The sequence below is a fragment of the Bacillus sp. FSL P4-0290 genome (assembly GCF_037975435.1).
Classification (GTDB): domain Bacteria; phylum Bacillota; class Bacilli; order Bacillales; family Bacillaceae; genus Bacillus; species Bacillus subtilis.
This window is the reverse complement of record NZ_CP150253.1, coordinates 1,683,838-1,697,216: the sequence shown is the minus strand read 5'-3', so window position 1 is coordinate 1,697,216 and position 13,379 is coordinate 1,683,838. Positions and strand designations below refer to the sequence as shown.

Below are 13,379 nucleotides of genomic sequence, written 5' to 3'. Positions count from 1 at the left end.
GTTTCATTTTTTTATGTATAAAAAAAGACATCTCTCTTAGAAAGATGTCCTTTTCTTTGCCATTTAAGACAGTTGACTGCTCACAAGCTTATTAATTAAACTTCCGTCAGCTTTACCTTTTACTTTAGGCATAATTGCCCCCATCACTTTGCCCATGTCCGCTTTTGAGCTCGCACCGACCTCCGCGATGGTTTCATTTACGATTGTACGCAGCTCTTCTTCTGACAGCTGCTCAGGTAAATAAACTTCTAAAATGTCCAGCTCTTTTTGAACTTTATCTACTAAATCTAAACGATTAGCGTTTGAAAATTCCTGGAGGGAGTCTTTACGTTGCTTAAGTTCACGAGAAAGGACAGTGAGTTCCTCATCCTCGGTCAAACTGTCTTTCTTAAGCTTAATTGCTTCATTTTGAAGTGAAGCCTTAACCATTCGAACGACAGTCAGTTTGTCTTTCTCACGGTTTTTCATATACAGCTTCATATCCTGGTTGAGACGCTCAAGAAGACTCATAAATCCACCCTCTTTTAGAATTTGCGTTTTCTAGCAGCTTCAGACTTTTTCTTGCGCTTTACGCTAGGTTTTTCATAAAATTCACGCTTTCTTGCTTCTTGCAAAGTACCTGTCTTTGATACACTGCGTTTGAAGCGACGAAGAGCATCTTCAAGCGATTCGTTTTTTCTAACGACCGTTTTTGACATTCTCTTTCCCTCCCTCCGAATACACCAATCGACTACCTTTAAGTTACACATATAAACATGTACTTTGACATTATAATATAAGCCATCAGTCAGGTCAACTAAGTGAGTTCACTTTTCCGTCATGAGTGCGACTGCCTGTCTATATAATGAAAGAAAGGGGTTGGTGAATAGGATGTTAATTCTGATTAGCTTTACTGCTCTTATATTATTCTTTCTCGCAGGCATGAACATGCTTCGAAAGGGCTTAATTTCAATGGCGTACTCAAAAATTGAAGAACGTTTGCTTTTATTTACAGACCATCCGTTAAAAGCGTTTCTTATCAGTATTGTATTTACGGGGATACTTCAGAGCAGCTCAGCCTTTATGGTCATTGTCATCGGCTTTGTAAGTGCGGGCGTTCTTTCTTTTAAGCGGACGATACCGATGATTCTCGGAACAAACGTTGGGTCTACCTTTACAACTGAATTTATTGCTATCAAAATGGATATTTTGATTTGGGTTCTTTTAATAGGAGGTTTATTGTTTTTTCTGACTGGCAGGTATCCTTTGAAACAGCTGGGAACAAGCTTCCTTGGACTGGGCATCATCTTCTTTTGCATCAGCGGATTCAGCCATCTTGCCGGGCCGCTGACAAAGCTGAAAACGGGCGCCGACGTTCTATACCATGTTAACGATTCAAACTGGTCCGCTTTGCTCATCGGCATGGTGTTAACTGCCATCATTCACTCCAGTTCTGTCTGTATCGGCATTTTGATGAGTTTTATGAATGAAGGGATTATCGGACTGACACAGGCGATGAGCGTCGTACTCGGATCAAATATCGGGACATGCATTACAGCTGTCATGGCTGCTGTATCCGGCGGATATGCGGCGAAACAGACAGCATATGCCCATGTGGTATTTAACGTGCTAGGGGTGGCTCTAGTATTGCCTTTTCTGACCGCAGCGACCGGCTTTGTAGAGCAGTTATCACCTGATCCCGCACAAAAGATCGCGCATTTCAGCCTTTTATTTAATGTGGTGACAGCTCTTTTATTTCTTCCGCTTACAAACTTGTTTTACCGATTGATTCACCTTCTTATCCCGGCTAAATAAAAAAATCGGTACATTTTAATGCACCGATTTTTTAGGTTAAGAAGACAAACGCATGTGTTCAGTTATTTCATCCTCAACCACACGGACAAACTGTCCTTCGTTGTAAGGATAACCTGCTTTTAGGATTTTGACTTTTACGATTTTGCCGATCATATCTTCCGTACCTTTGAAAACAACCTTCATATAATTGTCTGTGTAACCGACAAACATATTTTCTTCTTCTGTTTCCTTAAACGCTTCCTCAGGGATAATCTCAAGCACTTCATTTTCATACTGAGAAGCGTATTCTTTTGCAAGCTGGTCAGAAAGAGCAATCAGGCGGTGCACACGTTCGTTTTTCACGTTTTCATCCACTTGGTCTTCCATTCGCGCAGCTGGTGTTCCTGTACGTTTACTGTAAGGGAAAACATGTAGCTCAGAGAATTTATGTTCTTTAATAAAGTTATAGGTTTCCATAAATTCTTCTTCTGTTTCTCCAGGGAACCCGACGATGACATCAGAAGTAACAGCTAAGCCTGGCAGTGCTTTTTTCAATTTATTTAAACGGTCTGCAAAGAATTCCATTGTATACTTGCGTCTCATCCGTTTAAGCACTGTGTTTGATCCGGATTGGATAGGAATATGCAAATGATTCACTATCTTATCTGAGCGGTCTAAGACCTCGATCACTTCGTCAGTGATTTGGCTGGCTTCGATTGAAGAAATTCTGATCCGTTTCACGCCTTCCACACGGGTGTCTAATTCGCTCAAAAGCTTAGCGAAGTTGTAATCTTTCATATCTTCGCCGTAGCCGCCTGTATGAATACCCGTAAGAACAATTTCCTTATATCCGGCATCAACAAGCTGCTGCGCTTGTTTAATGACTTCTTCAGGATCGCGGGAGCGGAGCAGGCCTCTCGCCCACGGAATGATACAGAATGTGCAGAAATTATTGCAGCCCTCCTGTATTTTCAATGACGCTCTTGTGCGGTCCGTGAAAGCAGGCACATCAAGCTCTTCATATACTCTTGCTTTCATGATGTTGCTGACGCCATTAATCGGCTGGCGTTCTTCTCGGTATTGGTCAATGTAGCCAAGCATTTTTTCACGGTCCTGTGTTCCGACTACAATGTCGACACCGGGGATCGCCATAATCTCAGCAGGTGAGGTTTGCGCGTAGCAGCCTGTGACACAGATGACACCGTCAGGATTTTGACGAATGGCGCGTCTGATCACTTGGCGGCTTTTTTTATCTCCCGTATTTGTAACCGTACATGTATTAATGACATATACATCAGCTGTTTGTTCAAAGTCTCTTCTTTCATAGCCCGCTTCTTTGAAAAGCTGCCAGATTGCTTCTGTTTCATAATGGTTGACTTTACAGCCAAGCGTATGGAAAGCAACAGTTGCCATTACTGATCACCTCTTAATAACTCTGTTTGATAAGAAATCGCGCTCAACGCGTATAGCGGAGCGGTTTCTGTCCTTAAAATTCTCGGTCCAAGGCCGCACGGCACACCGTCTTGCTCTGTGAGCCGTTCAACCTCCGCTTCTGTTAAACCGCCTTCGGGACCAAATACGATCAATAGAGATGATCCTTTCGGAAGGCTGCTTACAATCGCGCTGAATGCGCTTATTTCCCCTTGCTTCGATGACTCCTCGTATGCAACGACACATTTATCGAAATCCTGCATCCTTTGAAGAAGCTGCTGAAAAGAATGGACATCCATCACTCGCGGCACTTCGTTACGGTACGATTGCTCAGCCGCTTCCTTTGCAATTTTCGTCCATCTTTCCCGCTTTTTCTTTGCCTTTTTGTCATCCAGCTTGACAACAGAACGCGCGGCTTGGAAAGGAATAAAGGCATGTGCTCCGAGCTCAGTCCCCTTTTGGATAATCCATTCAAGCTTATCTCCTTTCGGAAGGCCGCTCGCAATATAGACCTTTATCGGAAGCTCTCTGTTTTCATTCGTCCATTCTATCACAAGGCAGGACACTTTATCTTTGGAAACAGATTGAAGTTCACATTTTGCCTCGAAGCCGTCTTGAGAGCAGCAGATAATCTGGTCTCCCTCATTCATTCTCATCACGTTCACAATATGATGAACATCTTCTCCGGTAATCGAAAAAGCCGGCGCTTCCTCTATTTGCTGCTTCGTGAGCTCGATAAAATATCGTTGCATACGCTGTGACACCTACTAACTGTTATTTTTTTGCAATAATACTGACCCAATCTTCCATTGAAAGGATTTCTACAATGGTAAAGCCAGCTTGTTCCAGTGCTTCTTTTACTTCTTGTTTTTTATGACCGATGATTCCTGACGTAATAAAGTGGCCGCCTTCTTTTAACAGGCTGTACGCTTGTGAAGTAAAGCGAAGAATGACTTCAGCCAAAATGTTGGCCACAATCACATCATGTTCCCCTTCAATCCCGTCTAACAAATTGTTTTGCTTCACTTGAGCAATATCGCTGACTTTGTTCAGCTTGAGATTAAGGCGTGCACTTTCTACAGCCACGGGATCAAGATCGTAGGCATGAACCGATTCAGCCTCAAGCATTGCAGCCGCAATACTTAAAATTCCCGAACCAGTGCCGACATCAATCACCTTATCACCCTTTTGCACAAAGCGTTCAAGCGCCTGAATGCAGAGTACGGTTGTCGGATGTGTCCCTGTGCCGAAAGCCATTCCCGGGTCCATTTCAATAATCAGTTCATCAGTATGGACCGGCGTATATTCCTCCCACGTCGGCACAATTGTAAACTTTTCAGAAATTTTCACAGGATGATAATACTTTTTCCAGGCAGTCGCCCACTCTTCTTCATTTACTTCAGAAATAGTGATGTGGTTTCTGCCCAAATCAATATTGTAAAGAAGGAGATTATTAATCGTTTCTTTGATGCCGTCTACAGTTTCGCCCAGAAAACTGTTAACCGGCAGATATGCTTTGACAATGACACCCTCATCTGGGTAATCATTGGGGTCGAGCTGGTAGATTTCCCCGTACACATTCTCACGTTCTTTAATTAAATCAAGCGGGTCCTCTATCACAACCCCACTTGCACCAGCTTCATGCAATATATTTGAGATAGGTTCGACCGCTTCATGTGTTGTGTGAATGCTTAATTCGGACCATTTCAAAACTACCAACTCCTCATCCAATAATTAATCGCCTTTAAACGCGCGTTTTACCTTGTCAAAGAAACTCATTTCCTGTTCGTCAGGCAGGTTTCCGCTGACTTCGGCAAATTCGCGGATAATGTCTTTTTGTTTATCAGTCAGATTTGTCGGCGTAACGACGCGGACGACGATATGCTGGTCACCCTGTCCATAGCCTCTGACATTTTGAACGCCTTTGCCTCTTAATCTGAATTTCGTTCCTGTTTGTGTACCGGCCGGAATTTTCAATTTCACTTTTCCATGCAGCGTCGGCACTTCTACCTCATCTCCAAGAGCAGCCTGAGCAAACGTTAACGGCATTTCACAGTAAATATCATCGCCGTCACGCTCGAAGAACTCGTGTGCGCGTACATGGAACACGACAAATAAATCCCCAGCAGGGCCGCCGTTTATTCCTGGTTCACCCTGTCCCGAGAGACGAAGCTGCTGCCCGTCATCTACACCGGCTGGAATTGTCACATTGATTTTCTTGCGTTTTTTGATTTTTCCTTTGCCGCCGCAGTCCGCACATTTGTTTTTAATTATTTTGCCTGTACCTTCACAGTGGTGGCAGACCCGTCTGTTAACGACTTTTCCAAACGGTGTATTTTGCTCCACGTTTAACTGGCCGGAGCCTCCGCAGTGGGAGCATGTTTCTGGATTTGTTCCAGGTTTCGCACCTGAGCCTTTACATGTTTCGCACGTTTCCTCGCGGGGAATTTCGATGGTTGTTTCTTTACCGAAAGCAGCATCCTCAAACGACAGGGTCATCGTATACTGTAAATCAGCACCCTGGCGCGGAGCGTTGGGATCTCTTCGTCTTGTGCCTCCGCCGAATATACTTGAGAAAATATCATCGAAACCAAAACCGCCGAAATCGCCGCCGCCAAAACCTCCGCCGCCGAAGCCTTGGTTAGGGTCAGTGTGACCAAATTGATCGTAATGCACACGTTTTTGGTCATCTGACAGCGTTTCGTATGCTTCTTTTACCTCTTTAAATTTTTCATCTGATCCGGCTTCTTTGTTAATATCAGGATGATATTTTTTTGACAGCTTCCGATAAGCTTTTTTAATTTCATCCTTTGAAGCGCTCTTACTTACTCCCAGCACTTCATAGTAATCACGCTTACTCATCTCGCTTCACTCTCCCGAATTTCTCACATAAATTAGATTGTATCATTTTGAATTATGATTTTTCAATTCCTTTTATCCCGGGCAAGAAAAAAAGTCAAAGCCAAGAGATGCCTGACTTTGACTTTCTAATCATTGAATCAGATTATGAAATGTGTTCTTTTCGGTCAGCTCCGGAAGCGGGGCTGACACTAAAAAGAACTTATTTTTTGTTTTGGTCGTCGTTTACTTCTTCGTATTCAGCGTCGACAACGTTGTCATCCGCTTTGCCTTCAGCGTTTGCTCCGCCTTGAGCTTGCTGTGCTTTAGCAGCTTCTTCATAAAGCTTCATAGAAAGCTCTTGAACGATTGTTTGAAGCTCATCTTTTTTCGCTTTGATCTCTTCAAATTCGTTTTTCTCAATCGCTGCTTTTAAAGCATCTTTGGCATCGTTGGCTTTTTTCACTTGTTCTTCGTCCACTTTGCCTTCAAGATCTTTTAATGTTTTCTCAGTTTGGAAAACAAGCTGATCTGCTTCGTTGCGGACTTCGATTTCTTCTTTTTTCTTCGCATCAGCGTCAGCATTTTCTTCCGCTTCTTTTACCATGCGTTCGATCTCTTCATCTGAAAGACCTGAAGAAGATTTGATTGTAATGTTTTGTTCTTTCCCTGTGCCTAAGTCTTTTGCTCTTACGTTTACGATACCGTTTTTGTCAATATCGAAAGAAACTTCGATTTGAGGCACGCCGCGCGGTGCTGGCGGGATATCAGTAAGCTGGAAGCGGCCGAGTGTTTTGTTGTCGGCAGACATTGGGCGCTCACCTTGAAGAACATGGATATCAACAGCTGTTTGGTTATCAGCAGCAGTTGAGAACACTTGAGATTTGCTTGTCGGGATCGTCGTGTTGCGGTCGATCAGTTTTGTAAACACGCCGCCCATTGTTTCGATACCGAGAGAAAGCGGTGTAACGTCAAGAAGAACAACATCTTTTACGTCACCTGTGATAACGCCGCCCTGAATCGCAGCACCAAGCGCTACAACTTCATCCGGGTTTACGCCTTTATGCGCTTCTTTTCCAGTTTCTTTTTTGATTGCTTCTTGTACGGCAGGGATACGAGTTGATCCGCCGACAAGGATGACTTTGTCGATTTCGCTTGCAGAAAGTCCTGCATCTTGAAGCGCTTGACGGACAGGACCCATTGTGCGCTCTACTAAATGAGAAGAAAGCTCTTCGAATTTAGCGCGTGTTAATGTAAGTTCAAGGTGAAGCGGTCCTGCTTCTCCAGCTGTGATAAACGGTAAAGAAATTTGCGTAGAAGATACGCCGGAAAGATCTTTTTTCGCTTTTTCAGCTGAGTCTTTCAAACGCTGAAGCGCCATTTTGTCTTTTGACAAATCAATGCCGTTTTCTTTTTTGAATTCAGACACAAGATGATCGATGATAACTTGGTCAAAATCGTCCCCGCCCAGACGGTTGTCGCCGGCAGTTGAACGAACTTCGAATACACCGTCGCCAAGCTCAAGGATGGAAACGTCGAATGTACCGCCGCCAAGGTCGTATACTAGGATCGTTTGATCTTCATCTGTTTTATCAAGTCCGTATGCAAGCGCTGCTGCAGTCGGCTCGTTGATGATACGTTCTACTTCAAGACCTGCAATTTTACCAGCGTCTTTTGTAGCTTGACGCTCAGCATCGTTAAAGTATGCTGGAACTGTGATAACTGCTTTTGATACTGTTTCGCCAAGATAGCTTTCAGCGTATGATTTAAGGTGTTGAAGGATGATAGCAGACACTTCTTGTGGAGTGTAATCCTTTCCTTCAATTTCAACTTTATAATCAGTACCCATATGACGTTTGATAGACATAATTGTGTTAGGGTTTGTAATAGATTGGCGTTTAGCCACTTCCCCTACTTGACGTTCGCCGTTTTTAAATGCAACAACTGATGGCGTTGTGCGGTTTCCTTCAGCGTTAGCAATAACTTTAGGCTCGCCGCCTTCAAGCACTGCCACACATGAGTTTGTTGTTCCTAAGTCGATTCCGATAACTTTACTCACTTGAATAACCTCCTGCTATGTAATTATTGATTCACTTTGACCATGGAAGGGCGAATGACGCGATCCTTCAGCTTATAGCCTTTTTGCATTTCCTCAACAACAATGTTGGAGCCGTAGTTTTCGTCTTCAGCCTGCATAACAGCTTGGTGCAGATTAGGATCAAATTCCTGCCCTACAGCTTCGATGGCTTCGACGCCTTCTTTTTTCAAGGCTTCTACGAGCTGACGGTGGACCATTTCCATTCCCTGGAGCAAACTTTTCGTCTGTTCATTGTCGGCTTCAACCTGAAGCGCTCGTTCAAAGCTGTCAAGAGCCGGCAGCAAATCAGTGACGATATTTTGAGAACGGTATTTTTGGGACGCTTCCATCTCTAAACGGCTGCGTCGTTTATAGTTTTCAAAGTCTGCTTGAACACGCAAAAGTTTGTTTTCTTTTTCCTCAAGCAAACCTTGCAATTCGTTAATTTGGTTTTGAAGAAGTTCGCTTTCATTTGTTTCTTCCTGCTGTTCATCAGCGGCAGCTTGTTCTTCAATGATTTCTTGCTCTTCTGTTTCGTTTTGTTCAACGGTTTGTTTTTCTTCTGACATTGTGTTCACCTCCCTCAAAGTGTAAGGAGAAGGACAGGTGCTGCCCTTCGATAAAATTTGCCAAAATTCCCTTATTCATCATACAGACTTGTTAATGCTTTTGACAAGTCCGAAGTCACATGCTGAAGCAGGCTGACAACCCTGGAATAATTCATGCGTGTCGGGCCGATAATCGCAATTGAGCCGATCTGCTTCTGGTCTACGGAATAAGAAGCCGTAATCAGACTGCAATTTTCCATCTCTTCATAGTCGTTTTCTTTTCCGATTTTAATCGAAATTCCCGTGTGCGGGGATTGAACCAGCTTTAAAACATCCTGTTCTTTCTCAATTAATGAAAGGAGCGACCGAACTCGGGTGATATCATGGAACTCAGGCTGGTTCAGCATATTGATTTTCCCGCCAAAAAACAACTTTTCAACGTGATTTGTGGAATGAAAGGTTGAACGAAGCGCGTCGAGTATATTGTCATAGTTTTTAATGTGCTGTCTTAGGTACATGACAACTTCTTTAAATATGCGCTCATTCAGTTCATCCATTGGAACGCCGCTTAAACGGTCGTTCAGTATATTTACCAGTTTTTCAATATCAGACAGATCCATTTTGGTCGGAAAGTTAATCGTTTTGTTTTCCACATGCCCCGTATTGGTAACGAGAATCGCTACCGCCATATCAGGCTGAATCGGAATGATTTGAATCTGTTTAAGGTAATTCTCACTCAGCTTCGGCCCGAGTACGATGGATGTGTAATTCGTCAGATCGGACAAAATTTGCGCTGATTTTTGAACTGTCTTCTCCAGCTCGAAAATTTTCTCTTTGAAGATCGAGTGGATTTGGTCCAGGTCGCTTTTCGTCAGTTTGACGGGTGACAGCAAATGGTCAACATAGTACCGATACCCTTTCTCTGACGGAACACGTCCTGAGGATGAATGGGTTTTTTCAATAAAGCCCAATTCCTCCAAGTCAGCCATCTCGTTTCTTATTGTTGCAGAGCTAAATGTGATTTCATCTTTTTTCGAAAGAGTTCTTGATCCCACCGGCTGTGCCGATTTAATAAAATCGTTGATTATAACCTGAAGGATCAGCAGCTGACGATTTGTTAACATCATCATCACCTCTGTTAGCACTCTCAATAAGCGAGTGCTAATTCTATAACAAAAGTATCAAACCACAAGAAAAATGTCAATTATAACTCACCCAAAAAAGCGCCAAAAACTTCATTGCCTAATAATTTCCCTTGATGAGTCAAATAAACGGCAGACTCCGAATTGTGAATCAGCCCTTTTTCAGCGAGGTCTTTTAACACGCTTGGGAAAAGTCCATCCAGGGAACGGCCGTATTTTTCTGCGAATCGTTTTTTGCTGACACCGGCTGTTTTTCTCAAACCTAAAAACATTTCTTCCTCAATCTGTTCTTCTGTTGTCACTTCATGTGTATCTCTGTACGGAAAACCCTTTTCAGCTATCAGGTCAATGTAATGCTTAACAGGTCCGACGTTCACTGTTCGTGTGCCGCCGATATATCCGTGAGCGCCGGCTCCGAAACCGAAATATTGTTCGTTGCTCCAATACGTTAGATTGTGCTTAGATTCCATGCCTGCCTTAGCAAAGTTGCTGATTTCATATTGATGAATGCCGTGAGCTTCCATCTTGCTCATCACCATTTCATACATTTCAGCTTCCTGCTCCTGCGGCGGAAGATGAAGCCGCCCTTTTTGCATCAAATTATAAAATACCGTTTTCGGTTCTACAATAAGGGAGTAAACGGAATAATGCTCGGCGTCCAATGATAAAGCAGTGTTTATGGAATGTTCCAGATGCTTGAGGGTTTGCCCCGGAAGCCCGAACATGAGGTCAAGACTGATATTCTCAAAACCGATTTCCCGCGCTCTTTCAAAAGAGGTGAATACATCTTTTTGCTTGTGCACTCGGCCGATTTTTTCTAACAGATCGTCTTCGAACGTTTGCACACCAAAGCTGAGGCGATTTACGCCTGCTTCTTTTAATATTTTTAATTTCTCTGCGGACAAGTCGTCCGGATTCGCTTCAACCGCAAATTCCGATAAGTCGCTTGAGGGCTTCAGTACGCGGTTGATCATGTCCATCAGCTTTTTAAGCTGTTCCTCAGACAGGGAGGTCGGCGTGCCTCCTCCGATAAAGATTGTTTTGAGATCAGGCTGCCCAGTTTTTGCTATTGTATTTATCATTTCCTGTTCGAGTGCGTTTAAATACTCGTCGACTGGCTGACTTTGAATAAAATATTTATTGAAATCGCAGTAGTGGCAAATATGCTCACAAAATGGGATATGGATATAAGCTGATTTCAACGGATTCACCTTCTTTACAGAAAGAAGCCGCAGTACAAGACTGCGGCGGCTTCTATTGTTTTTTCGGACTGTCGTCCATTTTCAGAACTGCCATAAATGCTTCTTGCGGCACTTCAACTGAGCCGACCTGCTTCATCCGGCGTTTTCCTTCTTTTTGTTTTTCAAGAAGTTTCCGTTTACGCGAGATGTCCCCTCCGTAACATTTAGCCAATACGTTTTTACGCATTGCTTTTATGGTGGATCGGGCCACGATTTTCTGGCCGATTGCGGCTTGTACCGGAACTTCAAACTGCTGGCGCGGAATGAGTTCTTTCAGTTTTTCAACGATCACTTTTCCTCGTTCATATGCGTAATCACGATGCACGATAAAGGAAAGGGCATCGATTTTTTCACCATTCAGCATAATGTCCATTTTCACAAGCTTGGACGGTTTGTAGCCGATCAGTTCATAATCAAAGGACGCATAGCCTTTAGTGCTTGATTTCAGCTGATCAAAAAACTCATATACGATTTCCGCTAATGGCATATCATAAATGATGCTGACACGGTTTGCGTCTAAATACTGCATGTCAATGAAATTGCCGCGTTTTCCTTGGCAAAGCTCCATTACAGCGCCGACATAGTCATTCGGCACCATCATCGTCGCTTTTACGTATGGCTCCTCAACCCTTTCGATCTTTTGAGGATCCGGCATGTTGGACGGGTTGTCGACAACGACCTTTTCGCCGTCTGTCATATACACGTCATAGATAACGCTTGGCGCTGTCGTAATCAGGTCGATGTTGAACTCACGCTCAATTCGCTCCTGAATGATCTCCATGTGAAGCATGCCTAAAAATCCGCAGCGGAACCCGAATCCAAGCGCTTGCGAAGTTTCCGCTTCATATTGAAGGGAGGAATCATTCAGCTCAAGCTTTTCAAGAGCTTCCCTTAAATCATTATACTTCGCTGTATCAATCGGATACAAACCACAGTACACCATCGGGTTTAGCTTGCGGTATCCCGGCAGCGCTTCTTCTGCAGGATTGGCAGCGCTCGTTATTGTATCACCGACACGTGTGTCACCAACATTTTTGATTGAGGCAGTCAGGAAGCCTACATCACCGACCGTCAGTTCATTTGTCGGAGTTGCTTTCGGCGTGAACACGCCCACCTCTGTTACTTCGAATTCTTTGCCGGTTGCCATCATTTTGATTTTTTGTCCCGGCTTTACCGTTCCTTCAACGACTCTGATATAAGCCACGACACCGCGGTAGGCGTCATAAAGCGAGTCGAAGATCAGCGCTTTGAGCGGCGCCTCCGGATCTCCGGTCGGAGCTGGCACCTTTTCTACGATTTGTTCTAAAATCTCCTCAATCCCGATACCGGCTTTTGCTGAAGCAAGCACGGCTTCTGATGCGTCAAGGCCGATAACGTCTTCTACCTCTTGGCGCACACGTTCGGGCTCGGCGCTCGGAAGGTCGATTTTATTGATGACCGGAAGGATTTCAAGATCGTTGTCAAGCGCTAAGTAGACATTGGCGAGCGTCTGCGCTTCAATCCCCTGGGCTGCATCCACGACAAGAATCGCTCCCTCGCAGGCAGCAAGGCTTCGGGATACTTCATACGTGAAGTCGACGTGTCCCGGCGTATCGATTAGATGAAAGATATATTCTTCTCCGTCTTTTGCTTTATATTTAAGCTGAACAGAGTTTAATTTAATGGTTATGCCCCGCTCACGTTCAAGATCCATAGAATCGAGCAATTGTTCTTTCATTTCTCGTTGAGTGATTGCCGACGTTTTTTCTAAAATACGATCCGCTAAGGTCGATTTTCCGTGGTCAATATGGGCAATGATAGAGAAATTCCGTATTCTCGATTGCCTCTCTAAACGCTTTTCTTTATCTGTCACAATCTATCACTCCTACTATTAAACGCAAAATACACTAGCTTAGATTATATCAATAGGATTGTAAAGATTCAATGTAAAACAAGAAAGAGAAAAGTTCCCTATCATATCTGGGCTGCTTTTCTCTTTCACGTACTTATTGATTCATATCCCGTATCCATTCATACATTGACTGGGCAGTATTGGTTACGGTGTCCGAAAGCGCTTTTCCGGCTTTTGAAAACATATTGAATGTCTCCACCTTTTCCAGCTCTTTTTGTTTTTCTTCTAAATCTTTTGCCGTGACTGTTTCTCCTAGGATTGAGGCTTCTTTTTCATTATCTTTTCCGTCGGTGAGCGTAAACGCCCCCTTCAGTGAAGGGTCATGATAGCCTTTCATACTCAGCATCCCGTTGTTTGCCTGCTGCATGCCGAACAGAACGCCTAAAAACATGATCGTGACAAGCAGTAAGCACTTTCCAAAGTATGCAATCAAATCAA

13 protein-coding genes are annotated in these 13,379 nt (G+C 43.7%); 1 reads left to right on the top strand and 12 read right to left on the bottom strand.

Translation table 11 applies throughout. The features are described 5' to 3' along the window. Positions 1 to 63 precede the first annotated feature (63 nt). Both MKY10_RS09030 and rpsU read right to left on the bottom strand, forming a co-directional pair. Complete coding sequence (locus MKY10_RS09030) at positions 64 to 510, bottom strand: GatB/YqeY domain-containing protein (RefSeq protein WP_003230022.1); 447 nt, start codon at positions 508 to 510, stop codon at positions 64 to 66. 14 nt (positions 511 to 524) lie between these two features. Then, entirely contained in the window at positions 525 to 698 is a 174-nt protein-coding gene (gene rpsU / locus MKY10_RS09025; protein WP_003152957.1) for a 30S ribosomal protein S21, read from the bottom strand. A 172-nt stretch (positions 699 to 870) separates the two neighbouring features. Here rpsU and MKY10_RS09020 point away from each other — a divergent pair, with 172 nt between their 5' ends. After that, positions 871 to 1,794 carry a Na/Pi symporter gene (locus tag MKY10_RS09020; RefSeq protein ID WP_044052498.1) on the top strand — a complete coding sequence of 308 codons (924 nt, stop codon included), beginning with the start codon at positions 871 to 873 and terminating at the stop codon, positions 1,792 to 1,794. Between the two features lie 36 nt (positions 1,795 to 1,830). On the opposite strand, the gene mtaB is transcribed toward MKY10_RS09020, so the two are convergent. The 10 genes from mtaB to MKY10_RS08970 form a co-directional block, all read right to left on the bottom strand. Then, positions 1,831 to 3,186: a tRNA (N(6)-L-threonylcarbamoyladenosine(37)-C(2))-methylthiotransferase MtaB gene (gene mtaB / locus MKY10_RS09015; RefSeq protein ID WP_003230017.1), complete on the bottom strand. Its 1,356-nt coding sequence runs from the start codon at positions 3,184 to 3,186 to the stop codon at positions 1,831 to 1,833. Next, positions 3,186 to 3,956, bottom strand: a complete 771-nt coding sequence (locus tag MKY10_RS09010) for a 16S rRNA (uracil(1498)-N(3))-methyltransferase (RefSeq protein ID WP_015251679.1) — start codon at positions 3,954 to 3,956, stop codon at positions 3,186 to 3,188. Before MKY10_RS09010 ends, mtaB begins: the two co-directional genes overlap by 1 nt. A gap of 22 nt (positions 3,957 to 3,978) precedes the next feature. Further along, positions 3,979 to 4,914: a 50S ribosomal protein L11 methyltransferase gene (prmA, locus tag MKY10_RS09005; RefSeq protein ID WP_004398884.1), complete on the bottom strand. Its 936-nt coding sequence runs from the start codon at positions 4,912 to 4,914 to the stop codon at positions 3,979 to 3,981. Between the two features lie 24 nt (positions 4,915 to 4,938). Continuing rightward, positions 4,939 to 6,066 carry a molecular chaperone DnaJ gene (gene dnaJ, locus MKY10_RS09000; protein ID WP_061891051.1) on the bottom strand — a complete coding sequence of 376 codons (1,128 nt, stop codon included), beginning with the start codon at positions 6,064 to 6,066 and terminating at the stop codon, positions 4,939 to 4,941. A gap of 199 nt (positions 6,067 to 6,265) precedes the next feature. Further along, positions 6,266 to 8,101, bottom strand: a complete 1,836-nt coding sequence (gene dnaK, locus MKY10_RS08995) for a molecular chaperone DnaK (RefSeq protein WP_015251678.1) — start codon at positions 8,099 to 8,101, stop codon at positions 6,266 to 6,268. Between the two features lie 23 nt (positions 8,102 to 8,124). Continuing rightward, positions 8,125 to 8,688, bottom strand: coding sequence for a nucleotide exchange factor GrpE (gene grpE / locus MKY10_RS08990; RefSeq protein ID WP_003230005.1), 564 nt, complete (start codon positions 8,686 to 8,688; stop codon positions 8,125 to 8,127). Between the two features lie 71 nt (positions 8,689 to 8,759). Then, positions 8,760 to 9,791: a heat-inducible transcriptional repressor HrcA gene (gene hrcA, locus MKY10_RS08985; protein ID WP_003246126.1), complete on the bottom strand. Its 1,032-nt coding sequence runs from the start codon at positions 9,789 to 9,791 to the stop codon at positions 8,760 to 8,762. 80 nt (positions 9,792 to 9,871) lie between these two features. After that, on the bottom strand, positions 9,872 to 11,011 hold the full coding sequence (gene hemW / locus MKY10_RS08980) for a radical SAM family heme chaperone HemW (RefSeq protein ID WP_015251676.1): 1,140 nt from the start codon (positions 11,009 to 11,011) through the stop codon (positions 9,872 to 9,874). Positions 11,012 to 11,063: 52 nt separating this feature from the next. Further along, positions 11,064 to 12,902 carry a translation elongation factor 4 gene (gene lepA / locus MKY10_RS08975; protein ID WP_003229999.1) on the bottom strand — a complete coding sequence of 613 codons (1,839 nt, stop codon included), beginning with the start codon at positions 12,900 to 12,902 and terminating at the stop codon, positions 11,064 to 11,066. Between the two features lie 133 nt (positions 12,903 to 13,035). Beyond that, entirely contained in the window at positions 13,036 to 13,374 is a 339-nt protein-coding gene (locus MKY10_RS08970; RefSeq protein WP_014477382.1) for a YqxA family protein, read from the bottom strand. Between the last annotated feature and the right edge of the window lie 5 nt (positions 13,375 to 13,379).